General features: G+C 45.7%; 24 protein-coding genes. 19 read left to right on the top strand and 5 right to left on the bottom strand.

All coding sequences use genetic code 11. The features are described from left to right. Window positions 1–54 precede the first annotated feature (54 nt). The 12 genes from frsA (at window position 55) to pgpA (ending at window position 10,918) form a co-directional block, all read left to right on the top strand. Window positions 55–1,308 carry an esterase FrsA gene (frsA, locus tag AC3CH3_RS11945; protein WP_050619967.1) on the top strand — a complete coding sequence of 418 codons (1,254 nt, stop codon included), beginning with the start codon at window positions 55–57 and terminating at the stop codon, window positions 1,306–1,308. A gap of 144 nt (window positions 1,309–1,452) precedes the next feature. Next, complete coding sequence (crl, locus tag AC3CH3_RS11940; RefSeq protein ID WP_065677578.1) at window positions 1,453–1,842, top strand: sigma factor-binding protein Crl; 390 nt, start codon at window positions 1,453–1,455, stop codon at window positions 1,840–1,842. Window positions 1,843–1,918: 76 nt separating this feature from the next. Further along, complete coding sequence (proB, locus tag AC3CH3_RS11935) at window positions 1,919–3,103, top strand: glutamate 5-kinase (protein ID WP_488537217.1); 1,185 nt, start codon at window positions 1,919–1,921, stop codon at window positions 3,101–3,103. A 66-nt stretch (window positions 3,104–3,169) separates the two neighbouring features. After that, the gene (locus AC3CH3_RS11930) at window positions 3,170–4,420 is read left to right on the top strand and encodes a glutamate-5-semialdehyde dehydrogenase (RefSeq protein ID WP_488537216.1); all 1,251 of its coding nucleotides are present in this window, start codon (window positions 3,170–3,172) and stop codon (window positions 4,418–4,420) included. A gap of 156 nt (window positions 4,421–4,576) precedes the next feature. Then, complete coding sequence (gene nrdR / locus AC3CH3_RS11925; RefSeq protein WP_004734394.1) at window positions 4,577–5,026, top strand: transcriptional regulator NrdR; 450 nt, start codon at window positions 4,577–4,579, stop codon at window positions 5,024–5,026. Window positions 5,027–5,066: 40 nt separating this feature from the next. Then, window positions 5,067–6,143 carry a bifunctional diaminohydroxyphosphoribosylaminopyrimidine deaminase/5-amino-6-(5-phosphoribosylamino)uracil reductase RibD gene (ribD, locus tag AC3CH3_RS11920; RefSeq protein WP_488537215.1) on the top strand — a complete coding sequence of 359 codons (1,077 nt, stop codon included), beginning with the start codon at window positions 5,067–5,069 and terminating at the stop codon, window positions 6,141–6,143. 72 nt (window positions 6,144–6,215) lie between these two features. Continuing rightward, on the top strand, window positions 6,216–6,872 hold the full coding sequence (locus AC3CH3_RS11915; RefSeq protein ID WP_010436361.1) for a riboflavin synthase: 657 nt from the start codon (window positions 6,216–6,218) through the stop codon (window positions 6,870–6,872). 108 nt (window positions 6,873–6,980) lie between these two features. After that, window positions 6,981–8,090 (top strand): bifunctional 3,4-dihydroxy-2-butanone-4-phosphate synthase/GTP cyclohydrolase II, encoded by a 1,110-nt coding sequence (gene ribBA / locus AC3CH3_RS11910; RefSeq protein ID WP_019824919.1) that lies wholly within the window; start codon window positions 6,981–6,983, stop codon window positions 8,088–8,090. Between the two features lie 295 nt (window positions 8,091–8,385). Then, window positions 8,386–8,856, top strand: coding sequence for a 6,7-dimethyl-8-ribityllumazine synthase (gene ribH / locus AC3CH3_RS11905; protein WP_004741508.1), 471 nt, complete (start codon window positions 8,386–8,388; stop codon window positions 8,854–8,856). Beyond that, window positions 8,856–9,323 carry a transcription antitermination factor NusB gene (gene nusB, locus AC3CH3_RS11900; protein ID WP_004734399.1) on the top strand — a complete coding sequence of 156 codons (468 nt, stop codon included), beginning with the start codon at window positions 8,856–8,858 and terminating at the stop codon, window positions 9,321–9,323. The genes ribH and nusB overlap by 1 nt, the downstream gene beginning before the upstream one ends. A gap of 114 nt (window positions 9,324–9,437) precedes the next feature. Further along, complete coding sequence (gene thiL, locus AC3CH3_RS11895) at window positions 9,438–10,412, top strand: thiamine-phosphate kinase (protein WP_029405628.1); 975 nt, start codon at window positions 9,438–9,440, stop codon at window positions 10,410–10,412. Beyond that, window positions 10,412–10,918 (top strand): phosphatidylglycerophosphatase A, encoded by a 507-nt coding sequence (pgpA, locus tag AC3CH3_RS11890; RefSeq protein WP_029405629.1) that lies wholly within the window; start codon window positions 10,412–10,414, stop codon window positions 10,916–10,918. Before thiL ends, pgpA begins: the two co-directional genes overlap by 1 nt. A gap of 97 nt (window positions 10,919–11,015) precedes the next feature. Here pgpA and dxs read toward each other — a convergent pair whose 3' ends face one another. Genes dxs through xseB form a run of 3 tightly spaced genes read right to left on the bottom strand, consistent with a single transcriptional unit; the run spans window position 11,016 to window position 14,068 of the window. After that, window positions 11,016–12,899, bottom strand: a complete 1,884-nt coding sequence (dxs, locus tag AC3CH3_RS11885) for a 1-deoxy-D-xylulose-5-phosphate synthase (RefSeq protein ID WP_019824925.1) — start codon at window positions 12,897–12,899, stop codon at window positions 11,016–11,018. A gap of 21 nt (window positions 12,900–12,920) precedes the next feature. After that, complete coding sequence (ispA, locus tag AC3CH3_RS11880) at window positions 12,921–13,805, bottom strand: (2E,6E)-farnesyl diphosphate synthase (RefSeq protein ID WP_019824927.1); 885 nt, start codon at window positions 13,803–13,805, stop codon at window positions 12,921–12,923. Window positions 13,806–13,825: 20 nt separating this feature from the next. After that, entirely contained in the window at window positions 13,826–14,068 is a 243-nt protein-coding gene (gene xseB / locus AC3CH3_RS11875; protein WP_004734405.1) for an exodeoxyribonuclease VII small subunit, read from the bottom strand. 298 nt (window positions 14,069–14,366) lie between these two features. On the opposite strand from xseB, the gene pomA reads away from it, so the two are divergent. From pomA to rlmM, 7 genes are all read left to right on the top strand, one after another. After that, complete coding sequence (pomA, locus tag AC3CH3_RS11870) at window positions 14,367–15,131, top strand: flagellar motor protein PomA (RefSeq protein ID WP_017060778.1); 765 nt, start codon at window positions 14,367–14,369, stop codon at window positions 15,129–15,131. A gap of 12 nt (window positions 15,132–15,143) precedes the next feature. After that, a complete protein-coding gene (locus AC3CH3_RS11865; protein ID WP_017060777.1) occupies window positions 15,144–16,091 on the top strand; it encodes a flagellar motor protein MotB in 948 nt (315 codons plus the stop codon). 316 nt (window positions 16,092–16,407) lie between these two features. Beyond that, the gene (gene thiI / locus AC3CH3_RS11860; protein ID WP_488537214.1) at window positions 16,408–17,856 is read left to right on the top strand and encodes a tRNA uracil 4-sulfurtransferase ThiI; all 1,449 of its coding nucleotides are present in this window, start codon (window positions 16,408–16,410) and stop codon (window positions 17,854–17,856) included. Between the two features lie 671 nt (window positions 17,857–18,527). Further along, on the top strand, window positions 18,528–19,436 hold the full coding sequence (locus AC3CH3_RS11855; RefSeq protein ID WP_012604639.1) for a transcriptional regulator GcvA: 909 nt from the start codon (window positions 18,528–18,530) through the stop codon (window positions 19,434–19,436). Next, window positions 19,429–20,052 (top strand): alpha/beta fold hydrolase, encoded by a 624-nt coding sequence (locus AC3CH3_RS11850; RefSeq protein ID WP_488537213.1) that lies wholly within the window; start codon window positions 19,429–19,431, stop codon window positions 20,050–20,052. Before AC3CH3_RS11855 ends, AC3CH3_RS11850 begins: the two co-directional genes overlap by 8 nt. Then, on the top strand, window positions 20,042–20,440 hold the full coding sequence (locus AC3CH3_RS11845; RefSeq protein WP_004734382.1) for a DUF423 domain-containing protein: 399 nt from the start codon (window positions 20,042–20,044) through the stop codon (window positions 20,438–20,440). Before AC3CH3_RS11850 ends, AC3CH3_RS11845 begins: the two co-directional genes overlap by 11 nt. Next, window positions 20,437–21,528 carry a 23S rRNA (cytidine(2498)-2'-O)-methyltransferase RlmM gene (gene rlmM, locus AC3CH3_RS11840; RefSeq protein WP_488537212.1) on the top strand — a complete coding sequence of 364 codons (1,092 nt, stop codon included), beginning with the start codon at window positions 20,437–20,439 and terminating at the stop codon, window positions 21,526–21,528. The genes AC3CH3_RS11845 and rlmM overlap by 4 nt, the downstream gene beginning before the upstream one ends. A 78-nt stretch (window positions 21,529–21,606) precedes the next feature. Here the strand turns inward: rlmM and xni are convergent, their stop codons facing one another. Together xni and ppnN are read right to left on the bottom strand one after the other, a co-directional pair. Continuing rightward, the gene (gene xni / locus AC3CH3_RS11835; RefSeq protein WP_488537211.1) at window positions 21,607–22,380 is read right to left on the bottom strand and encodes a flap endonuclease Xni; all 774 of its coding nucleotides are present in this window, start codon (window positions 22,378–22,380) and stop codon (window positions 21,607–21,609) included. Between the two features lie 158 nt (window positions 22,381–22,538). Continuing rightward, complete coding sequence (gene ppnN / locus AC3CH3_RS11830) at window positions 22,539–23,903, bottom strand: nucleotide 5'-monophosphate nucleosidase PpnN (protein ID WP_060982554.1); 1,365 nt, start codon at window positions 23,901–23,903, stop codon at window positions 22,539–22,541. Window positions 23,904–24,087 lie beyond the last annotated feature (184 nt).

Below are 24,087 nucleotides of genomic sequence, written 5' to 3'. Positions count from 1 at the left end.
AGGGTCATTTTTTTTTATATTATTAGTGACAACCATTTCTTATTAAGTATCCCAATGTCTGAACCAGAAGAAACGAGCTCGAACCTTTCGGAAACTTTGTTTGTAAAGCACAAACAGGCGAAAGAGACCTCAATGTTGACACAATACATGCCAAGCTCTGAAGCGTTATTGGATGAGAAGCGTGAACAGCAAAACTCATCATGGTACCGAAACCTAAGACGTCTTCAGTGGGTATGGCAAGGCGTTAATCCAATAGAGCAAGAAGCGGTATTGGCTCGCATCGCGTCATCAGATAACTCTCGTACAATCGATGAGTGGCTTGATACGGTCATGGGTTACCGAAGTGGTAACTGGGCATACGAATGGACCAAGCTGGGTATGCAGCATCAAAATCGTTCTAATGAGAAGAGCGGTGAAGAGATGGCTGAAGAGCTGTTTTCAGCATCACTGTGCTTTAGTATTGCGGGTTACCCACATCTCAAGAACGACAACTTGGCAGCTCAGGCTCAAGTGTTGGCCAACGCAGCCTATTCTGAAGCTATCAAGCACACTAAGTTGATCGTCAAACAGATTGATATTCCATACCAAAACAAGAAGATCAAAGCGAACTTGCATCTAACCAAGACAGACAAACCACAACCGGTTGTGATTGTCAGCGCGGGTCTCGATAGCTTGCAAACCGATATGTGGCGCCTGTTTAGGGATTATTTAGCACCTAAGAACATTGCTATGTTAACGGTAGACATGCCATCAATAGGGCACAGTGCACATTGGCCATTAACAGAAGACTCATCTTGTCTTCACCAAGCGGTGCTGAATGAATTGCCTAACATCCCATGGGTCGATCACCACAAAGTCGGCTTGTTTGGTTTCCGCTTCGGTGGCAATGCGATGGTGAGACTATCTTTCCTTGAGCAACATAAGATTAAAGCGTGTATATCTCTTGGCGCGCCAATTCACGATATCTTTGTTCATGCCGACAAACTGAAACAGATGCCTAAGATGCATCTAGATGTGTTGGCTTCGCGTCTTGGTAAAGGGGCAGTTGATATCAATAGCCTTTCTGGGCAGTTGATGGCGTGGTCACTCAAGGTACAAGGTTTGCTGTCAAACAGTAAAACCAGCGTTCCTATCTTGGCATTGGCTCTGGAAGGTGACCCGGTTTCACCACCAATGGATAATCAACTGGTTGCTATTTACAGTGATTACGGAAAAGCGAAGAAAATCAAAGCTAAGTCAATTACACAAGGTTATGAGCAATCCCTCGAATTGGCGATAAAGTGGCTTGAGGATGAATTATTTAGATGACATTTCTCCTAAATTAGTTAAGCATGAAAAGTGTACAAACTAAGTACCTGATACTCAGAGATAATTTATAAAATCCAAATGCGTAGTTTCTACGTATAACAGTCTGAGTAACGTCATTCTTAACATTGAAAATGGAGATTCAATATGTCAGAAGTGACACAACAACCTACGCATTATCGCTTGTTAAACGTTTTAAAGGCTATTGGGCCTTATTTGAGGGAGCCACAATCAGAAGATGGTCATTACATTTTTGATTGCTTGTCTGTATGTGTGAACGATAAAAAATCACCAGAAGAACGCGAGTTTTGGGGCTGGTGGCTGGAATTGGATAAGTCGGAAGAGGGATATTCGGCGAAGTACAATATCGGTAAGTACAACATCGATGGTAACTGGGATTCTTTGCCGTTACCTAAAAAGGCGGTCGCTGAGGTCTCTCGAACTCAAGAAGCCTTCCACAAAAAACTGGTTGATGAACTTCAAAGTAAGTTTGAAATCAGCATCCAATTAGACGAAGAGTCTGTCGAATTCGTCTAATTTTAAAGGTTACTCTTCTATATAAAGCAAAAAGGTGCGATTTCGCACCTTTTCTGCTTGTGAATTCCCCTTTTGATTGCTAAAACATCACCTCTTATTTGTTTTATCCATAAAAGACTTCATGACAACAAATCATCAAAGCGGGACAACAACACAGCGTAAAACTGTCGTTGTTAAACTGGGTACCAGTGTCTTAACTGGTGGAACATTGGCATTAGACCGCGCTCATATGGTTGAGCTGGTTCGTCAATGTGCTGAATTAAAAAAACAAGGCCACTCTGTGGTTATGGTATCGTCTGGCGCAATTGCAGCAGGACGTGAGCACCTTAGTTACCCCGCACTTCCCAACTCAATGGCGAGTAAACAGTTGCTTGCGGCAGTTGGGCAAAGCCAGTTGATTCAAGTTTGGGAGTCTTTGTTTGCTATCTATGGCCTTAAGATTGGCCAGATGCTACTGACTCGTGCTGATCTCGATGATCGCGAGCGTTTTCTTAATGCACGTGACACGATCAACGCACTTGTTGAACACGATATTATTCCGGTAGTAAACGAAAACGATGCAGTAGCCACCAACGAAATTAAAGTGGGCGACAATGATAACTTGTCGGCCTTAGTAGGTATTTTGTGCGGCGCTGATAAGCTTTTGCTACTAACAGACCAAAAAGGCCTGTTTACGGCTGACCCTCGTAAAGATCCAAATGCTGAGCTCATCAAAGAAGTGAAAACTATTGATGACACACTGCGTAAGATCGCAGGCGGCAGCGGTACGACATTAGGTACCGGCGGCATGGCAACAAAACTGCAGGCGGCTGACATTGCTCGTCGCGCAGGCATCGAAGTGATTATTGCGGCGGGCAGTGCTGAAAATGTGGTGTTTGATTCACTGAGTGATACCCCACAAGGCACACGTTTCTTGCCTTTAGCGGAAGCGCTTGAAAACCGTAAACGCTGGATTTTAGCGGGCCCTGCTTCAGCAGGTGACATCGTGGTTGACGACGGCGCAGTAAACGCAGTCAACACCAAAGGCAGCAGCTTGTTGGCGAAAGGGGTTGTTCGAGTTAAAGGCGAATTCTCTCGTGGTGAAGTTACCCAAGTCACAGACAGTAAAGGCAAAGTAATTGCGCGTGGTATCGCCAGTTATTCAAGCCAAGACCTAGCAAAAATTGCAGGCAAGCACAGTAAAGATATTGGCGACATTCTTGGATACGATTATGGGTCAGAAGTCATTCACCGTGACGACCTTGTTGTAATCCAAGAATAGCTCGTGATGATAAGGCGAATCGCCTTTTTGCATCCAAAGACAGACAGAATTTAGGGAGAGTTAAACGTGGATTTAACTAACATGGGTATCGCAGCAAAAGACGCTGCTTTCCACCTAGCGACCGCATCTACGGCGCAAAAGAATAAAGCATTGGCGATCATCGCTGATGAGCTAGAAGCAAACGCAGCAACGATTTTAGAAGCGAATGCGAAAGATATCGAATTAGGTCGCGAAGCGGGTTTAACTGACGCACTGCTTGATCGTCTACTTCTTAATGAAGAGCGCTTAACCGGTATCGCTAACGATGTGCGTAACGTGATTAGCCTGAATGACCCAGTTGGCAGCGAGATTGACAGCAAAGTACTGGAAAACGGTATGTCGCTGTCTCGTCGTCGCGTACCACTTGGTGTGGTGGGTGTTATCTATGAAGCGCGTCCAAACGTAACCATCGATATTGCAGCTCTGTGTCTGAAGACAGGTAACGCAAGCATTCTACGTGGTGGTAAAGAGACGTTTTTCTCGAATATGGAACTGGTTAAAGTTATCCAGTCTGCATTAGAGAAAGCGGAGCTTCCAGCCGCTTCTGTTCAGTACATCGAGAAGCCTGATCGTGAACTCGTTTCTCAATTGCTTAAACTGGACGACTACGTGGATATGATCATTCCTCGTGGCGGCGCTGGCTTGCACAAGATGTGTAAAGAGAACAGCACCATTCCAGTTATCATCGGCGGCTTTGGTATCAGCCATATCTTCGTTGATGAAAGTGCTGATCTTGATAAATCTGTCGATGTGGTCGAAAACTCTAAAGTTCAGCGCCCATCAGCGTGTAACTCGTTAGATACACTGCTAGTGCATGAAGCGGTTGCTGAAGCTTTCCTAACTAAGCTGAAACAGCGTTTAGCAGGTAAGGTAACCTTGGTTGCAGATACCAGTGCAAAATCACTGCTAGCGGATTTTGAAGACCAACGTGATGCGGTTGAGGGCGACTTTGACACTGAATGGCTAAGCTACACGCTCGGCGTGAAAGTGGTAGCGGATGTGACAGAAGCGATTGACCACATGCGTGTACACAACGCGAGTCACTCAGACGCGATCATGACTAACAGCCTAGAGAGCTCAGAGCGTTTCATTAACTCTGTTGGTTCTGCAGCGGTTTATGTGAATGCATCAACACGTTTCACTGATGGCGCACAGTTTGGTTTAGGCGCTGAAGTCGCCGTGTCTACTCAGAAATTGCATGCTCGCGGCCCAATGGGTTTAGAAGAGCTGACAAGCTACAAATGGGTAGGTAAAGCGAACTATTTGGTCCGCGGTTAACGCTGGTCGTTAATTTTACTCCTCAGCTCATTTTTGAAATGGCGATCGAGTAGCAATAATCAATGAATCACCACACAAAAGGGCCTTAATTGGCCCTTTTTCTTTCCTAACGTTTGGCAATTCCGTTACACTGATATTCAATTATTTGGAGGTGATATGCATTGTCCTTTTTGTTCAGAGAACGACACTAAAGTAATCGATTCAAGACTGGTAGCCGATGGCCATCAGGTACGTCGTCGCCGTCAATGCCTTGCATGTAGTGAACGTTTTACTACGTTCGAATCGGCAGAACTTGTGATGCCTAAGGTCATAAAGTCGAATGGAAACCGCGAACCATTTAATGAAGATAAAATGGTGGGTGGTGTACAGCGCGCCCTAGAAAAACGCCCAGTGAGTGCTGATGCGATTGAACTTGCGATCAGTACGATTAAGTCACAACTCCGTGCAACTGGTGAGCGTGAAGTACCAAGCGAGATGATTGGTAATCTTGTGATGGGCCAATTGAAAGAACTGGATAAAGTGGCGTACATTCGTTTTGCCTCTGTTTACCGCAGCTTTGAAGACATCCGAGAGTTTGGCGAAGAAATCGCTAAATTAGAGGATTAACTCCTCAATCATGTCAAACTTTACTCCCCTAGATTTTCAAATGATGTCGCGTGCTATTCAGTTAGCAAAACGCGGCATTTACACTACTGCACCAAATCCGAATGTGGGTTGTGTCATTGTACAAACCGAAGGTCAGATCGTTGGCGAAGGTTTTCATGCCAAAGCTGGCGAACCTCATGCTGAAGTACATGCCATGCGAATGGCGGGCGACAAAGCAAAAGGTGCGACGGCTTATGTCACGCTAGAACCTTGCTCTCATTACGGTCGAACGCCGCCTTGTGCTGAAGGTTTGATTAAGGCTCAAGTAGTCAAAGTGATTTGTGCCATGCAGGACCCAAACCCAAAAGTCGCAGGTCGTGGTATCAAAATGTTACGCGATGCGGGTATTGAGGTTGAAATCGGTTTGCTAGAGCAAGATGCTCTCGACTTGAACCCTGCATTTATCAAGCGTATGCAAACTGGCATGCCATTCGTTCAGTTAAAGATGGCCGCTAGCCTTGATGGCCAAACAGCATTGGAAAATGGTCAAAGCCAGTGGATTACATCGCCAGAAGCGCGTCGTGATGTTCAGAACTACCGAGCAAAATCAGGCGCTGTGTTGTCAACTAGCCAGACGGTGATTGAAGACAACGCGTCGTTGAATGTTCGTTGGGCAGAGTTGCCAAGCAGTATCAAAGATCATTACGCTGAAGACGAGCTGCGTCAGCCGATTCGCGTGATTCTTGATCGTCAAAACCAACTGCGTCCTGAGCTCAAGTTATTCCAGACTCCAACATCAGTGTTGAGAGTTGCCGAAGCGTCTGCTGATATTGAAGTCGCAACTACAGATGCTGGTCAGCTCGATTTGCACGATCTGATGCGTCAATTACCTGCGAATCATATCGACCATATTTGGGTCGAAGCGGGCGCAACATTGGCAAAAAGCTTGATTGAAGAGCAGTTGGTGGATGAGCTAATCCTCTATTTAGCACCTAAACTTATGGGCAGTGACGGACGAGGTTTGATGGGCGCATTAGGGCTCACTTCAATGTCTGAAGTTATTGACCTAGAAATTAAAGATGTTCGACCGGTTGGTGTGGATATTCGCATCGTTGCGAAACCCGTATTTCGAAACTGATAGTAACGAAACCATAGTGGAAATAGTTACTCCAACTGCATACGTGTCGTTGACAACAAAAAGAGTTTTAAAATGTTTACAGGAATTGTAGAAGCCGTAGGTACATTGAGTGCAATCACTCCCCGCGGAGAAGACATCACCGTAACGGTTAATGTTGGTAAGCTTGATATGGCTGACGTTAAGTTAGGCGACAGTATCGCTACCAATGGTGTGTGTTTGACAGTTGTTGAGTATAACGACCACAGCTACAGTGCAGACCTTTCGCTTGAGACCCTGAAAAAGACGGGTTTTGTCGATTACCAAGCAGGCGATAAAGTTAACCTTGAGAAAGCAATGTTACCAACCACGCGTTTCGGTGGACACATCGTGTCTGGTCACGTTGATGGCGTGGGTGAGATTGTTGAGCGTAACCAAGTCGGTCGTGCAATTGAGTTCTGGGTTGAAATGCCAGCAGAGATCTCAAAGTACGTAGCTCAAAAAGGTTCAGTCACTGTTGATGGTATTAGCCTAACGGTGAACGATTTACGCAAAAATGCCTTTAAGCTGACTATCGTTCCTCACACCTCTTCAGAAACGACCATCGATCAATTCAATGTTGGTCGTAAAGTGAATCTAGAAGTTGATGTATTAGCGCGTTACATGGAGCGTTTACTGCAAGGTCAGCAACAAGAGTCTGAGCCTGAATCTCGATTGACGATGGAATTCTTACAGCAGAATGGTTTTGCCTAACCGTTGAGACAAAGTGCGTCAAGCGAGACTTTGTAAAGCGAAGCAATATCATCAGGTTTAAATAGTGTCGGTTCTAGGAAGCAGAACCATTTCAAAGGATATAGAACAATGCCAATTAGTACTCCTCAAGAAATTATTGAAGACATTCGCCTAGGAAAAATGGTTATCCTGATGGATGATGAAGATCGCGAGAATGAAGGCGATCTGATCATGGCAGCAGAACATGTCACGCCAGAAGCGATTAACTTCATGGCGATGTATGGCCGCGGCTTAATCTGTCTGACGCTAACCAAAGAGCGTTCAAGCCGTATGGGTCTAGCCCCTATGGTTCAAGACAACAATGCACAGTACACCACGAACTTTACGGTTTCGATTGAAGCGGCTGAAGGTGTAACGACGGGTATCTCTGCATCAGATCGGGCAGTGACGGTTCAAGCGGCAGTGGCGAAAGATGCAAAAGCGGCAGACCTTGTTCAACCTGGTCATATTTTCCCACTGACAGCGCAAGATGGCGGTGTTCTGACTCGCGCAGGTCACACAGAAGCAGGTTGTGATTTAGCACGTCTAGCAGGCTGTGAGCCAGCATCTGTTATCGTTGAGATCTTAAACGACGACGGCACCATGGCTCGTCGCCCAGATCTTGAAGTGTTCGCAGAAAAGCATGACATCAAGCTAGGCACCATTGCAGACTTGATTGAATACCGCAACAACACAGAAACAACGATTGAGCGTGTAGCACAATGCCATTTACCAACAGAGTTTGGTGATTTCGAGTTGGTGACTTACCGCGATACAATTGATAACCAGATCCACTACGCGATGCAAAAAGGTGACCTATCTGAAGGTGCTCCTTTGGTACGTGTTCATCTGCATGACACGTTCACTGATCTGCTTCATTCAGACCGTGGTACTGAACGCAGCTGGTCGCTAGATAAAGCAATGAAGCGCATTGGCGACGAAGGTGGTGTGTTGGTTATTCTTGGCAACGAAGAGTCGTCTGACTCTTTGATTCACAAAGTGAAGACATTCGAAGCGCAAGACAAGAACGAGCAGCCAACTATGGCGAAGAAGCAGGGTACCTCGCGTCGTGTTGGTGTCGGTTCTCAGATTCTTCAAGACCTAGGCGTGCACGATATGCGTCTGCTTTCTTCAAGCTCTAAGCGTTACCACGCATTGGGTGGTTTTGGTCTTAACGTTGTTGAGTACGTTTGCGAATAAATCATGCGTCAGCGAGCAGACGTTTCTCCGTTTGTAGCGACATAGTTTACCGATGATTTCAGTGGCTCTTTTGGTGATAAGTTTTGCCAAAAGGGCAAAGTAGCCAAGTTCGACTCAAAACGTGTTCAATACACAAACTTGGCTCCTCGCTGTTCCTATATGCTTGGGATCAGCGCTGCATTATCATCTTTACATTGCCGGTGTCTGTTCTTCTAAATTACCATTAGATATTGCTCACAGTTTTGTGCTAGAATCCGGCGATTCTCACTTGATGAAAATAGTTAAAGGAAGGCTTATGAAAGTGATCGAGGGTGGCTTCCCAGCGCCAAATGCAAAAATTGCTATCGTTATTGCTCGTTTCAACAGTTTTATTAACGAAAGTTTACTTTCTGGTGCAATCGATACTTTAAAGCGTCATGGACAAGTAAGCGAAGACAACATCACTGTTGTTCGTTGCCCTGGTGCAGTAGAACTTCCACTTGTAGCGCAGCGCGTTGCAAAAACAGGTAAGTTCGATGCGATTGTATCTCTTGGTACAGTAATTCGTGGCGGTACACCTCACTTTGACTATGTTTGTAGTGAATGTAATAAAGGTTTGGCACAGGTGTCTCTGGAATATTCTCTTCCAGTAGCGTTTGGTGTTCTTACTGTTGATACGATCGATCAAGCTATTGAACGCGCAGGAACCAAGGCTGGTAATAAGGGTGCAGAAGCAGCACTTAGCGCACTTGAGATGATCAACGTTCTTTCTGAAATCGATTCCTAATGGGGGCCAGTGTGAAACCAGCCGCACGTCGTAACGCACGTCAATTTGCTCTACAAGCAATTTATTCTTGGCAAATTACTAAAGAAAATATTGCTACCGTTGAAGAACAGTTCTTATCTGGTGGTAAGTATGATGAAGAAGAGCATCATGCTGCAGAGCCTGCTCTTGCTATGCCAGAAACAGACGTTGCATACTTCCGCGACCTATTAACTGGTGTTGCTCTTAGCCACATGGAACTTGATAGCAAGCTTCGTCCATTCGTATCTCGCCCTATGCAAGATCTGGATTTGATGGAACTAGCGCTTCTACGTTTAGCTATGTACGAGATGACTCGTCGCGAAGATGTACCATACAAAGTGGTTATCAACGAAGCTATCGAGCTTGCAAAAGTATTTGCAGCAGAAGACAGCCATAAGTTTGTTAACGGTGTGCTTGATAAAGCTGCACCGCACGTTCGTAAGAAATAAGACGTTCGTATATTGAATCTAAAGGTCAGCTTTTATGCTGGCCTTTTTTGTAACTAAATTTCTGTAATATCCATAATTACGGCGATTTTTATGAGACTAAAGATAGGGCATGTGATGTCTGGCGAATTTAACCTGATTGAAAAATATTTTGTAAATCGACAACCACAACGTAAAGACGTTCTTCTGGCTGCTGGCGATGATTGCGCTTTGGTCAAAGCGCCGGGCAATGTTGAGATAGCGATCAGCACAGACACCTTAGTGGCTGGTACCCATTTCTTAGCTGAGGCGAATCCGGCTTGGGTGGCGCACAAGGCGTTGGCTTCCAATATCAGTGATCTTGCCGCTATGGGCGCAACGCCGGCGTGGGTCTCTTTTGCTTTAACTATGCCTGAAATCGACGAAGCATGGCTTGCTCCTTTCTGTGACTCTTTTTTTAAACTCGCAGACTACTTTGGTATTCAGTTAATTGGTGGCGACACCACCAAAGGCCCACTAAGCCTGACACTGACTGTACAAGGCTTTGTTCCTGAAGGGCGAGCGCTGCGCAGAGATGGCGCTAAAGTGGGTGACTGGATTTACGTAACAGGTAACCTAGGTGACAGTAAAGCTGGCCTAGAGGTGCTACTTAACCCAGAGCAGAACAAAGCGAAGCCCTATGCTGCTGAGCTAGAAGAGAGACATTATGTGAGCACTCCACGAGTGTTAGCGGGTCAGGCGCTAGTGAACCTTGCTTCATCGGCGATTGATATCTCTGATGGTGTTATTGCTGATTTAAAACATATCCTTAAGCGTTCTCAAGTTGGCGCGAGTATTGATGTAAGCACGCTGCCTATCTCTGCAGAATTACGTCAGTTCGCTCCTGATATCATTTCAGCTCAGCAGTATGCGCTAACGAGTGGTGAAGAGTACGAGCTGTGCTTTACTGTACCAGAAGAGAATAAAGGGTCGTTGGAAAGTGCTTTGTCACACACAGGTACAAAAGTCACCTGCATTGGCCAGATAAGACCTGTAGAATATTTTGAATTACACAATAATGGTGAACCACTAAGCTGGAACTTAACTGGTTACGATCACTTTAAGGTTAATTGATGACAAACCCACTTTCTCTTATTTCTCTTAAAAACCCTTGGCATTTCTTAGCAACGGGTTTTGGCAGTGGCTTATCGCCTATTATTCCCGGCACAATGGGCACGCTTGCGTCAATTCCGTTGTACCTATTGTTGGTTCAGTTACCGTTTCCTGCTTACGTTGCCGTGGTGGTGGTAAGCTGCATGATTGGTATTAAGATCTGCCAAGTAACGTCTGACGATATGGGCGTGCATGACCACGGTTCTATCGTTTGGGATGAGTTTGCGGGCTTTTGGATCACCATGAGCTTAGTGCCTATGTTGAATATCCCTGCTGATGACTGGAAGTGGCTGCTGACTGGTTTTGTGCTTTTCCGCTTCTTTGACATGGTGAAACCATGGCCGATTGGTTGGTTAGATGCACGAATTCACGGCGGTTTAGGTATCATGATTGACGATATTGTAGCGGGTATTATGGCGGCTATTTCGTTGTATGCCGTGGCACATTTCGCTGGTTGGTTAGTGTGAGCTAACTGAAAGACCAAACTAATTAGCAGATACTAAAAAGGTTGACCCTAGGGCCAACCTTTTTTGTTTGCGGAGCTTACGAGCTTACGTATTAAGGCTATTTAGCAAGGTAGTCAGAGATAGACTTCTCAATACCTTTCGCGTCCAAACCAAGCTCTTCATGCAGTTCGCCTTGCGTACCTTGAGCAATGAACTTGTCTGGTAGGCCAAGGTTCAATACTGGCATCAGCAGTTTCTCTTGCATCAAGAATTCAATCACACCTGCGCCCGCACCACCTGCAATCGCATTCTCTTCGATAGTTACCAGAACATCGTGGTCAGCAGCAAGTTGTTTGATCAGAGCTTCATCGAGTGGTTTCACAAAGCGCATATCTGCAACCGTCGCATCGATGGCGTCAGCGGCTTGAAGTGCACTCTCAAGGAAAGTACCGAAGCTTAAGATAGCGACTTTCGAGCCATCTTTTGCTTTTTCGCTTTCGCGAACGATACGACCTTTACCAATCTCAAGAGCGGTAAACTCACTTTGAATCTCAGTACCCATGCCATTACCGCGAGGGTAACGAACGGCACTTGGCCCCGTGTGCTGGTGGCCGGTGTAAAGCATTTGGCGACATTCGTTCTCGTCGCTTGGTGCCATGATCACCATGTTTGGAATGCAGCGCATAAAGCTTAAGTCGAACGCACCTTGGTGTGTTTGACCATCGGCACCGACAAGACCTGCACGGTCAATAGCGAACATAACCGGTAGATCCATGATTGCCACATCGTGGATCAGTTGATCGTAGCCACGTTGTAGGAAAGTCGAGTAGATAGCCACAATCGGCTTATCACCCGCAATCGCCATACCGGTTGCTAGTGTTACAGCGTGTTGCTCAGCAATCGCTACATCAAAGTACTGTTCTGGGTACTCTTTCGAGAAACGCACCATACCAGAACCTTCACGCATTGCTGGCGTTATCGCCATTAGCTTAGGATCTTGAGCGGCCATATCACACAGGAAGTCGCCAAAAATCTTAGAGAAAGTTGGTTTAGAGCTGGTGCTCTTAGGCAGACTTGAATGTGCAGGATCGAATTTAGGTACGCCATGGTAGCCAATTGGATCTTTCTCAGCTGGCTCGTAGCCTTTGCCTTTCTTGGTCATGATATGCAGGAACTGAGGGCCTTTAAGATCTCTCATGTTCTTCAGCGTTTTAATCAGCTCATTGACATCGTGACCATCAATTGGACCAATGTAGTTAAAGCCTAACTCTTCGAACATGGTGCCAGGGACTACCATGCCTTTTAGATGTTCTTCTGTACGACGAACCAGCTCTTTAATCGGCGGAACGCCTGATAGCACTTTCTTGCCGCCCTCACGAATTGACGTGTAAAGACTGCCAGAAAGAACTTGAGCTAGGTGGTTGTTTAGCGCACCTACGTTTTCAGAGATCGACATCTCGTTATCATTCAGGATAACCAGCATGTCATTGTGAATATCGCCTGCGTGGTTCATGGCTTCAAATGCCATACCCGCAGTAATCGCGCCATCACCAATCACACTCACGACTTTACGGTTCTTGCCTTCTTTCTTAGCACTGATCGCCATACCAAGTGCAGCACTGATCGACGTTGAAGAGTGACCAACAGAAAGGGTGTCGTATTCGCTCTCTTGACGCCATGGGAATGGGTGCAGTCCATCTTTTTGACGGATAGTTGACAAGCGGTCGCGACGACCTGTAAGAATTTTGTGCGGGTATGCTTGGTGGCCAACATCCCAAACCAACTGGTCAAAAGGCGTGTTGTACACGTAATGCAGAGCAACGGTTAGCTCCACTGTACCTAAGCCTGACGCTAAGTGACCGCTTGACTGGCTCACTGAGTTAAGAAGATAGGTACGTAATTCATCACAAAGCTGTGTAAGCGTCTCTTTTGGAAGTAGACGCAAATCCTCTGGCTTATCAGCCAAAGCAAGAGTTGGGTACTTTGATATATCAAGAGTCATAGGTAATGCGCGCTTATTGTCTTAGTTCTTGCGCTCGATGACGTATCGGGCGAACTCTTCGAGTGACTGGGTATTGTATGGGATTGCAGCCAAAGCTTGAAGCGCTTCCTGTAGCAGAGTTTGCGCTTTTTCTTGAGCGCCCTCTAAACCTAACAAAGAAGGGTAGGTGCTTTTGTTCAATTCTTGGTCAGAACCCTGTGGTTTACCCAAAGTTTCAGTATCGCTAGTGATATCTAAAATATCATCTTGAACCTGGAATGCTAATCCAATGGCATCGGCGTACTTGTCTAATTGAGGCATCACTTCAAACGCTTTTTCACCAGCAGCAAGCGCACCTAAACGAATCGCACATTTCATTAGCGCGCCCGTTTTATTGCGATGAACTTCTTCTAACTCTTCTAGCGTGACAGAGCGGTTTTCAGCTTCAATATCAAGTGCTTGTCCAATACACATACCTTGTGCACCAGAGGCTTCAGCTAGGCGTTGAATCATTTGAACGCGATTGCTTTCACCGTCAGCACTTAATGTACCTTCCGCAAGTATAGTAAACGCGAGAGTTTGTAGTGCATCGCCAGTTAAAATTGCCGTTGCTTCATCGTATTTGATGTGACAAGTCTGATGGCCACGACGCAGTTCATCGTCGTCCATTGCTGGAAGGTCGTCGTGAATCAGAGAATAGGCATGAATACATTCGATTGCAGATGCTGGAGTGTCGAGTTCTTCAGCGGTGCAGCCGAGCATTTCCCCTGTAATGTAGACAAGAAATGGACGTGCGCGTTTACCGCCTAAAAGTAACCCATAACGCATCGCGTTGATCAGGTTCTGATTTTGGTGTGGTAGGCGATCAAGCCAAAGGTTCAATTGCTCGTTATTACGTGCTTGATAAGACAATAAAGTCTCGATCATAGGGGATCTCATACAATTCGTTATTCTGGTTGTGGGTTAAAGTCACTAAGTTCTGCGTTTTCATCATTTTGCAGTAGGATGCTAACACGCTGTTCAGCATCATTTAGTTTGCTTTGACCGGCACGAGCGAGGGAGATGCCTCGTTCGAACTTTTTCAGCGCATCATCTAAAGCTAGATCACCATTTTCTAGTTGATCAACCAAGCCATCAAGCTCTTCGATTGCTGCTTCAAAGCTCATATTTTCAGGTTTCTTAGTAGCCATAATAAATCTGCGTTTGGAAAGATGAACGAACGTTACCCTAGGCCGCTGAGATGGTCAAATGTAACCAAGAAATTTTGCTAGAAAGTTCGTTTTTAAGGGGCTTGAACGCACTTTGCTTGAATAACCTTAGCTTTATCGAGTTTATGCGCTACGTATAAGAGCAAAGTAAGCCAATAGTTGGGATTCAAAAACGAAAAGTGTGATACTTAGGCCAAGAATTTACTAAAAGATCTTATAGTCTTGCCGATACAAAGATTATCGTCGACATAGAGCTACAAAAAAGCATGAGGAGTGCTCAGTGGATTTAGCAACCCTAATAGGTTTGATTGGTGGATTTGCCTTTGTAATTATGGCAATGATCCTAGGTGGAAGCCTCGGGATGTTCTATGACACGACATCCATTTTGATCGTAGTTGGTGGCTCAACCTTTGTTGTTCTAATGAAGTTCACCATGGGACAGTTCTTTGGTGCGACTAAAATCGCAGGCAAAGCTTTTATGTTTAAAGCGGATGAGCCTGAAGATCTTATTGCGAAAGTTGTAGAGATGGCTGACGCTGCTCGTAAAGGTGGCTTCTTAGCACTTGAAGAGATGGAAATTAACAACAGTTTCATGCAAAAGGGCATCGACCTATTGGTGGATGGCCATGATGGTGATGTGGTGCGTGCTGCACTGCAAAAAGACATAGCATTAACCACAGAACGTCACGAGCAGGGCGCGAAAGTGTTCTCTGCATTCGGTGATGTTGCCCCTGCGATGGGTATGATTGGTACCTTGGTTGGCCTGGTAGCCATGCTTTCGAACATGGATGATCCTAAAGCGATCGGTCCTGCGATGGCGGTGGCACTTTTAACCACACTATATGGTGCGATTCTTTCGAACATGGTGTTCTTTCCAATTGCTGACAAACTTGCGTTACGTCGTGACCAAGAGACACTCAACCGTCGTTTGGTGATGGATGGCGTATTAGCGATTCAAGATGGCCAGAACCCACGAGTTATTGATGGTTACCTCAAGAGCTACCTGAACGAAGGTAAGCGCACGATTGATGGTGAACCGGCGTAAGAGGAGTTGAAGATGGATGAAGAGAATCCATGTAAATGTCCTCCTCCTGGGTTACCTCAATGGATGGGGACATTTGCTGACTTGATGTCACTGCTGATGTGTTTCTTCGTACTGCTGCTCTCATTCTCTGAGATGGACGTCCTGAAGTTCAAACAGATCGCTGGCTCGATGAAATTTGCGTTTGGTGTACAAAACCGCTTGGAAGTGAAAGACATTCCTAAAGGCACCAGCATCATTGCACAAGAGTTTCGACCTGGTCGTCCAGAGCCGACACCGATTGATGTGATCATGCAGCAGACGATTGATATTACGCAGCAAACGCTGGAGTTTCATGAAGGTGAATCTGAGCGTGCTGGCGGTACCATGCGTGATCAAGGCAAGATGACCGGAGGCAAGTCGCCAGAGGTTTCGACTCACGACAATCAAAACTCTGAGTCAGACCAACAGCAACAACAAGCTGAAGCTCAATCGCAAGAGATGGAAACCTTAATGGAAAGCATCAAGAAGGCGTTGGAGCGAGAGATAGACCAAGGCGCGATTGAAGTTGAAAATCTTGGCCAGCAGATTGTGATTCGAATTCGTGAGAAGGGTGCATTCCCATCAGGTTCTGCTTTCCTACAGCCTAAGTTCCGACCTTTGGTGAGACAGGTAGCTGAACTGGTTAAAGATGTTCCAGGTATTGTTCGAATCTCAGGGCACACCGATAATCAACGTCTTGATTCCGAGCTTTATCGCTCTAATTGGGACTTGTCATCACAGCGAGCAGTGTCTGTTGCTCAAGAGATGGAAAAGGTGCGTGGTTTCTCTCATCAACGCTTGAGAGTACGTGGCATGGCGGATACCGAACCAGTCGAGCCGAACGATACTGAATGGCAACGTAGCCTCAACCGCCGCGTTGAAATCAGCATCATGCAGGGCGAACCGCTTTACAGTGATGAAGTGCCTGTTATTAATGAATAGCCTATACGTGTACACACGGTAGCATGCAGATAGCATCGAAAGCCCAACCTTATAATGAGGTTGGGCTTTTTGTTTGCTGGTCTTCAATGGTTCTTTGCGGTATTTATGTCGTTTCGAAACCTGCTACTGTTAATAACAAGCGGTTTAATGATGGTGTTGCAGCAAGCACTCTTTTCCTTGCTTCACTTTCTCATGTATAATTCGCGCCCTTAGATTTAGATATGATCTATTCTTGCTTCAAGTGCTGGGTAAATTCTCTAATTTACTTGGCGATGAGCGTTTTCAAAATTTTGAACATTAATGTTGTGAAAGTACTATGAAATTTATTGTTAAGCCCCATCCGGAAATTTTTGTAAAAAGTGAATCGGTGCGTAAGCGCTTCACAAGGATTCTAGAGTGCAACATTCGTAACGTTATTCAACGTCGCTGTGAAAGTGTTGCGGTATTCAACCGTCGCGATCATATCGAAGTGACGTCTGAGAGTGACCAGTACTACGCTGAAGTGTTAGAGGCTCTGACTCACACTCCAGGTATTCACCACTCTCTTGAAGTTCAACAGTCTGAGTTCAAAGACTTGCACGATATTTACGAGCAAGTACTAGAACGCAGCCGTGCTGATATTGAAGGCAAGACTTTCTCTGTACGTGCTAAGCGTCGTGGTAAGCATGACTTTACCTCTATTGAACTTGAGCGCTACGTAGGCGGCGGTCTAAACCAAGCAGTTGAGTCAGCGAAAGTTCGACTTAAGAACCCTGATGTAACCGTTAAGGTTGAAGTGGCTAACGACAAGCTAAACCAAGTTCTAGCTCGTCACAAAGGCCTAGGTGGCTTCCCTCTTGGCACTCAAGAAGATCTACTAAGCTTGATCTCAGGCGGCTTTGATTCTGGTGTTTCAAGCTACCTGCACATCAAACGTGGCTCTAAGGTTCACTACTGTTTCTTCAACCTTGGTGGCCCAGCGCACGAGATTGGCGTTAAGCAAGTAGCTCACTACCTATGGAATAAATACGGCTCATCTGCAAAGGTGAAGTTCATTTCTGTAGACTTTGAACCTGTGGTTGCTGAAATCCTTGAGAACGTAGAAGACGGCCAAATGGGCGTTGTTCTTAAGCGTATGTTCATGCGTGCTGGTGGTATGGTTGCAGAGCGCTTCGGTATTGAAGCTCTAGTAACAGGTGAAGCACTTGGCCAGGTTTCTAGCCAAACGCTAACTAACCTTCGCCACATCGACAACGTGACAGACACTTTGATTCTTCGTCCGCTTATCAACTGGGACAAAGAAGACATCATCGACCTTTCTCGTATCATCGGTACTGAAGACTTCGCTAAGGTAATGCCTGAGTACTGTGGTGTTATCTCTAAGAAGCCAACCGTGAAAGCGAAGAAAGGTAAACTAGAAGCAGAAGAAGCTAAGTTTAACTTTGAAGTGCTGGATCAAGTAATCGAGAACGCTCGTGTTATGGATATCCGTGACATCGAGAAAGAGAGCCAAGAGCAAGCACCAGAAGTTGAACAAGTTCAAGCGGTTGCTGAGGACGCTATTGTTCTTGATATCCGTAGCCCAGAAGAAGAAGACGAAAGCCCGCTAGAGATCGATGGTGTTGAAATTAAACACATCCCATTCTTCAAGCTTTCGACTCAGTTTGGCGATCTAGACCAAGCGAAAGAGTACTTGCTGTACTGTGACCGTGGTGTAATGAGCCGTCTACAGGCACTTTACCTACAAGAGCAAGGCTTCCATAACGTTAAGGTTTACCGCCCATAGTGGTGTGTTGACCAACCGTTAATCATTTTGCAAAGCCGCTTACTGAAAAGTAAGCGGCTTTTTTATTTTCTATTGTGAATGATTTACAGTAGTCAGACAGAGGCGTGAGTTTGGGCGTGCTATCGTCATGCTCAGCTTTGAAATTTTGATTGATAGAAAGAGTGAGCTCTAAACGGGTTTATAAGTGCTGAAGAAGTGTGAGTATCTTGAAGTATTCTGTTACTTTTTAGTGCAACTCAATGGTTCAGTTTGTATGTGTTCAGTTGATTATTTGAGTGGGTGTCTGATTCTGTGATTAGCGATGAAAAATAATAAAGATTAATTAGCACAGCTATTGATAAACTTGTCGTTACATTTCTTTAGACATAAAAAAACACCGCCCATAAGGCGGTGTAAACAAATTTGACAGACAGGTCAAAATAAATACAGGAAGTACATGTCTCGTTTCAGTATAGAACTGCAACAAAACATTTGGTAGAACTCTACCCAACTCGAAAAGAACGAGTTTGCAAACACAACATCGCAGGAGCTAAGCCAATTGATTCTAGAGAGAATCAAGCCGTTCAGGCTAGCTGCTGCGGGATGAAATATAGAATTTCTCTGGCCGCTAGGCAATGGACAAATTATAATGTTTCAGATAAAAAAAACTAATGCTTATTTAGAGAGTAACTATGTCTCGTCGATTACCCCCATTAAACTCGCTAAGAGTGTTTGAAGCAGCAGCTCGACACTTGAGTTTTACGCGTGCCGCAGAAGAGTTGTTCGTTACTCAAGCGGCGGTCAGCCATCAGATCAAAGCGCTTGAAGAGTTCCTGTCTTTGAAGCTGTTTCGCCGAAGAAACCGCTCTTTGCTGCTGACTGAAGAAGGCCAAAGCTACTTCTTAGATATCAAAGATATTTTCACATCACTGGCAGAAGCGACAGACAAAGTGCTTGAGCGAAGTGAGAAGGGCGCATTGACCATCAGTTTGCCGCCGAGTTTTGCTATTCAATGGTTGGTACCAAGGCTCGCTGACTTTAATCAGCAAGAACCTGATATTGATGTAAGGATCAAAGCCGTTGATATGGATGAAGGCTCGCTGACCGATGATGTAGACGTGGCTATTTACTATGGCCGAGGTAATTGGTCGGGGCTCAGAGCCGATAAGCTTTACCAAGAATACTTGATCCCTCTTTGCTCACCTTCTGTGCTGCTAGGAGTAAAACCATTAGAATCTCTCAGTGATTTGGCATGTCATACGCTATTGCATGATACTTCGCGAAAGGATTGGAAACAGTTCGCTAAGCAAAATGGCATCGACGGAGTAAACGTTAATCACGGTCCTATCTTCAGTCACTCTACCATGGTGCTGCAGGCAGCGGCTCACGGCCAGGGCATTGCTCTAGGTAACAACGTGTTGGCGCAGCCTGAAATCGAAGCCGGTCGTTTGATTGCGCCTTTTGATGAAGTGTTGGTGAGTAAGAACGCCTTCTATGTGGTTTGTCATGAGAAACAAGCCGACATGGGTCGCATTGCTACTTTCCGCGACTGGATGCTAGCGAAAGCGCAAAGTGAACAAGAGGACTTACTCGATGAATAACGTCATCATTGATGGTGAAGACAATCCGATCACCTTTATCTTTGCCCATGGTGCTGGAGCAGGCATGGATCATGAGTTCATGCAGTCGGTAGCCAAAGGGTTAGCCTTTAAAGGGATACGAGTGATTCGTTTCAACTTCCCTTACATGATTAAACGTGCTGAAGATGGTAAGCGTCGCCCACCTGACAGAGCACCTAAGCTACTTGAAGCCTACCAAGAGATTATTGAGCAGGTTGATGCCGATAAGCTTGTGATTGGTGGTAAGTCGATGGGTGGGCGTATGGCGAGTCATTTGTCTAAAGTTGATAAGGTGGCCGCAATGGCATGTTTAGGCTTTCCTTTCCATCCACCAGGTAAACCTGAGAAGTACAAAGGTGAGCATCTGGCTGAGTTAGCAAAGCCGTGCCTCATTTTACAAGGTGAGCGCGATACCTTTGGCAAGCGTGAAGAGTTTGCTGACTTTGAACTGTCCGATTCTATTCGGGTTGAATTTATCCCCGATGGCGACCACAGCTTTAAGCCGCGCAAGAGCTCTGGTTACACAGAGCAGCAGAATATTGCCTTAACCGTTGAGAAGCTATCGGCGTTTATCAAAGGGGTACTCGATGAGAAGTAAGTATTTACTCACGTTTGCAGGTATCTCTGGCGCGATTGCTGTGATGCTTGGTGCATTCGCCGCTCATGGCTTAAAAGCGATCTTGCCTGAGTATCTTTTGGGTGTGTTTGAGACGGGTGTTCAGTATCAGTTTATTCATACTCTAGCGATATTGGCATGTGGTGCTCTGTTACAGATGAAACTTGGCGCTAAATCACAAAAATATTTTTTCATTGCGGCAATTTGCTTTATCATCGGCATCCTTTGTTTTAGTGGCAGCCTTTATGGGCTAGCACTGACAGGAATAAAATGGTTTGGCCCTATAACACCGTTTGGTGGTCTACTATTTATCATTGGTTGGGGAGTCTTCTCCTTCGCTGCTTTGAATATAAAAGAGGTAACTCAGTGAAACACGTACTACTTTATTGTCGCTCTGGTTTTGAAAAAGAATGTGCTGGCGAAATTCAAGACAAGGCAACACAACTGGAAGTGTTTGGTTTTCCTCGCTTAAAGAACAATACAGGCTTTGTATTGTTTGAATGTTATCAAGCAGGCGAAGCCGATAAATTGGTCAAAGAGATCGACTTCCAATCGCTGATCTTTGCTCGTCAAATGCTAGCAGTGGCTGTTGAAATTAAAGACCTGCCAACCGATGACCGTATTTCTCCAATTCTTGAGGCGCTTTCTGAGAAAGAAGGTTTCCCTCGTTGTGGTGATATCCGTATTGAAACGCCAGACACTAACGAAGCAAAAGAGCTTTTGAAGTTCTGCCGTAAGTTTACTGTGCCGATGCGTCAAGCGATGCGTGGTAAAGGCCTGATGACAGCGAAAGATAACGCTAAGAAGCCTGTGCTTCATTTATGCTTCATCGCTCCGGGTCACTGTTTTGTTGGTTACTCTTACCCAACGAACAACTCACAGTTCTTTATGGGTATCCCTCGTCTAAAATTCCCATCAGATGCGCCAAGCCGTTCTACATTGAAGCTAGAAGAAGCATTCCACGTATTCATCCCTCGTGATGAGTGGGACGAGCGTCTGGCTCCAGGTATGTGGGGGGTTGATTTAGGTGCGTGTCCAGGTGGTTGGACTTACCAATTGGTTAAGCGCTCGATGTTCGTTCACTGTGTTGATAACGGCATGATGGCAGACAGCCTAATGGAAACGGGTCAAATTAAGCACCACATGGTGGATGGCTTTAAGTTTGAACCAGACCGTAAGAACGTGACATGGATTATCTGTGACATGGTTGAGAAGCCAGCTCGTGTTGCACACCTTATGGGGGAGTGGATCATTAAAGGTTGGGCGAAAGAAGCATTGTTCAACCTTAAACTGCCAATGAAAGGCCGTTACGATGAAGTTCTGCAAGATATCGAGAACCTAAAACAGTTTCTGATTGATAACAAAGTTAAATTCAAGATGCAGGCTAAGCACCTTTACCACGATCGTGAAGAGATCACGGTTCACATTCAGGCGCTTTCAAATATTTCACCGCACTAAATTTAAGTTAGTGTGTCAGTGATAAAAAATGCTCCTTTAAGGGGCATTTTTTATATCAATACCGTCGATTCACAGGACTTAAGCGTTCGCTTCGTAACGAATGTCTTGCAGGTTGAACCCTAAATCAATATCGGTTTTGAGTGCTGATACTTGTTTACATACACGAGCGGATTCGATGTGTTCGTCGAACTTCTTACGATATTTTTTCGGCAGGTCTTCTGCTTGATATGCTGCTTCGATATCTGGATACGAATTTAATATCTCTTTGGCCGCTTTGGGGCCCACACCAGGGATTCCCGGTACTTGGCTAGAGCTTACGCCCGTTAATCCCCAGTAATCCGCCAGTTGTTCAGGTTTAACGCCAAACTCAGCTTCGATAAAGGGTTTATCTAACCAGCGGTGCTGGAAGTAATCTCGGATCTGAAGCGTTGGTGACAACAGTTGGCAGTAGCCCTTATCCGTCGAGACGATGGTGACGGTTTCTCCGTGGTCAGCCACTTTCTTTGCCAGTGTTGCGACGAGATCATCCGCTTCATCGCCATCAGACAGCAGTGAATCAATGCCTAACTCCCACCAAGCTTGTTGAATAGCATCAAGGCCTTTCATCAATGGTTCTGGCATCGGTTTACGATTCTGCTTATAAGCAGGAAGCACATCTTCGCGCCAGCCACGGTCTTGTAAATGGTGATCAAATACCGCGATGATGTGGGTGGGCTTAGATTCAGTAACAATCTTATTGAGAGTGCGAGTAGTGGTGGTGATGGTTCTTGCTATATCGGTTGGATCCGGCTGAACAGAGTGTACGCGTCGGATGAGGTTTAAGGCATCGATAATAACAAGATGGATAGACATAAGTTTCCACTAAATAGGCAATAAAAGGGGCTGCTAGCCCCTTATAGTAACGTATCACTTGGTGAGTTGAAACGTTAGCGACGTAAACGTCATAAGCTGATTAACTTTATGCCTACCAATTGGTTATCACTCACTTAGTTACTCGTTAATGAGTGTGCCTAATCGCTCGGTGCGATTTTATAGCAAGGCACGTAGTCCGTACCACCCGGTAACTTCATTCGATGTTGCTCAACAAAGTCATTCAGCAGTTGGTCCATCTTGGTCATTAGCTCTTTGTCGCCATCAATTAGGAATGGGCCGTGCTTCTCGATCTCGAGAATACCCTCTGCTTTGACGTTACCTGCGACAATGCCTGAGAACGCTTTACGTAAATTAGCGGCAAGGCTCTCTGTTTTTTGGTCCATATGAAGATCAAGCGCCGCCATAGACTCGTGTGTTGGGTCGAATGGCAGTTGGAACTCAGGCTCAATATGCAGTGACCAGTTGTAGCTGTACGCATCGCCTGTCTCTTTACGGTGAGAGCGCACATCTGGCATCGCTTGTTTCATGATTTTCGCAGCGCGTGCTGGATCATCAATCACAATCTCATAATGTTTCTGCGCATCAGGCCCTAGAGTTTCACCAATGAACTTATCGATTGAGCGGAAGTAAGCTTCACTCTCTTTCGAGCCAGTTAGGACAATCGGCATTGGCTGCTCGGCGTTATTCGGGTGCATCATGATCCCTAAGATGTACAGCAGCTCTTCTGCCGTGCCTGGGCCGCCTGGGAAAATGATGATGCCATGCGCCATACGAACGAATGCCTCAAGACGCTTCTCGATATCTGGCATGATCACAAGTTCGTTCACGATTGGGTTTGGTGGTTCAGCTGCAATGATTGAAGGCTCGGTAAGCCCCAGATAGCGATGATCGGTGTAACGTTGCTTAGCGTGACCAATTGCGGCACCTTTCATTGGGCCTTCCATCGCACCCGGTCCACAACCGGTACAGATATTCAGTTCACGTAGGCCAAGTTCATTACCCACTTCGCGAGTATATTGGTATTCAGTGGCATTAATTGAGTGACCACCCCAACACACGATCAGGTTAGGCTCGATGCCCGGCGTAAGTGCGCCTGCATTTCTCAGAATACCAAATACGAGGTTGGTAATGTGGGTGGCATTAGTTAGGTTGAGTCGTTGGTTATCGGCTAAGTGCATGTTGACGTAAACAATGTCACGCAACACTGAAAATAGGTGCTCTTGAATACCCTTGATGATTTCACCATCGACAAAGGCATGCTCTGGTGGGTTGCTCAGCTCGAGTTTGATACCACGCTCACGTCGCACTACCTCAACATCAAACGATTGATACTTGTCGAGTAACTCTTTGGAGTTGTCGGTGTGGCTACCTGAGTTGAGTACCGCTAACGTACAGTTACGATACAGTTGGTACAGATCACTAGACGCGGTTTTCTTAAGACGCTCAACCTCAAGTTGAGAGAGTAAATCCATGCTACCGGCAGGGCTGATATGAGTGATCATAGTGCCTCCTTGTTGAAAAGAGCAGGGGACGTTGAAGTGACCCTCTGGCTCGAGAGTGAGAAGCAAACGTTGAAAGTGTTTGGTTAAAGGTGGGAGAGAGTTAACCAGACGAAACGGATACGACAGCGTTGCTTGCCAAGAATGCTTGTTAAGCGAATGTTAATCATTAGCTTAGCAAACATTG

This window comes from Vibrio sp. QJM3NY_35, from assembly GCF_057785915.1.
This window is presented reverse-complemented; position numbering and strand designations above follow the sequence as displayed.

What these genes read in the sequence shown, in the direction of transcription:
- AC3CH3_RS11850 (WP_488537213.1), top strand. Translation starts at nt 19,429, where the DNA reads ATGAATAACGTCATCATTGATGGTGAAGACAATCCGATCACCTTTATC.
- AC3CH3_RS11845 (WP_004734382.1), top strand. Translation starts at nt 20,042, where the DNA reads ATGAGAAGTAAGTATTTACTCACGTTTGCAGGTATCTCTGGCGCGATT.
- xseB (WP_004734405.1), bottom strand. Translation starts at nt 14,068, where the DNA reads ATGGCTACTAAGAAACCTGAAAATATGAGCTTTGAAGCAGCAATCGAA.
- AC3CH3_RS11855 (WP_012604639.1), top strand. Translation starts at nt 18,528, where the DNA reads ATGTCTCGTCGATTACCCCCATTAAACTCGCTAAGAGTGTTTGAAGCA.
- nrdR (WP_004734394.1), top strand. Translation starts at nt 4,577, where the DNA reads ATGCATTGTCCTTTTTGTTCAGAGAACGACACTAAAGTAATCGATTCA.
- frsA (WP_050619967.1), top strand. Translation starts at nt 55, where the DNA reads ATGTCTGAACCAGAAGAAACGAGCTCGAACCTTTCGGAAACTTTGTTT.
- nusB (WP_004734399.1), top strand. Translation starts at nt 8,856, where the DNA reads ATGGGGGCCAGTGTGAAACCAGCCGCACGTCGTAACGCACGTCAATTT.
- AC3CH3_RS11865 (WP_017060777.1), top strand. Translation starts at nt 15,144, where the DNA reads ATGGATGAAGAGAATCCATGTAAATGTCCTCCTCCTGGGTTACCTCAA.
- AC3CH3_RS11915 (WP_010436361.1), top strand. Translation starts at nt 6,216, where the DNA reads ATGTTTACAGGAATTGTAGAAGCCGTAGGTACATTGAGTGCAATCACT.
- thiL (WP_029405628.1), top strand. Translation starts at nt 9,438, where the DNA reads ATGTCTGGCGAATTTAACCTGATTGAAAAATATTTTGTAAATCGACAA.
- ribD (WP_488537215.1), top strand. Translation starts at nt 5,067, where the DNA reads ATGATGTCGCGTGCTATTCAGTTAGCAAAACGCGGCATTTACACTACT.
- thiI (WP_488537214.1), top strand. Translation starts at nt 16,408, where the DNA reads ATGAAATTTATTGTTAAGCCCCATCCGGAAATTTTTGTAAAAAGTGAA.
- ppnN (WP_060982554.1), bottom strand. Translation starts at nt 23,903, where the DNA reads ATGATCACTCATATCAGCCCTGCCGGTAGCATGGATTTACTCTCTCAA.
- xni (WP_488537211.1), bottom strand. Translation starts at nt 22,380, where the DNA reads ATGTCTATCCATCTTGTTATTATCGATGCCTTAAACCTCATCCGACGC.
- crl (WP_065677578.1), top strand. Translation starts at nt 1,453, where the DNA reads ATGTCAGAAGTGACACAACAACCTACGCATTATCGCTTGTTAAACGTT.
- ispA (WP_019824927.1), bottom strand. Translation starts at nt 13,805, where the DNA reads ATGATCGAGACTTTATTGTCTTATCAAGCACGTAATAACGAGCAATTG.
- ribH (WP_004741508.1), top strand. Translation starts at nt 8,386, where the DNA reads ATGAAAGTGATCGAGGGTGGCTTCCCAGCGCCAAATGCAAAAATTGCT.
- ribBA (WP_019824919.1), top strand. Translation starts at nt 6,981, where the DNA reads ATGCCAATTAGTACTCCTCAAGAAATTATTGAAGACATTCGCCTAGGA.
- dxs (WP_019824925.1), bottom strand. Translation starts at nt 12,899, where the DNA reads ATGACTCTTGATATATCAAAGTACCCAACTCTTGCTTTGGCTGATAAG.
- pgpA (WP_029405629.1), top strand. Translation starts at nt 10,412, where the DNA reads ATGACAAACCCACTTTCTCTTATTTCTCTTAAAAACCCTTGGCATTTC.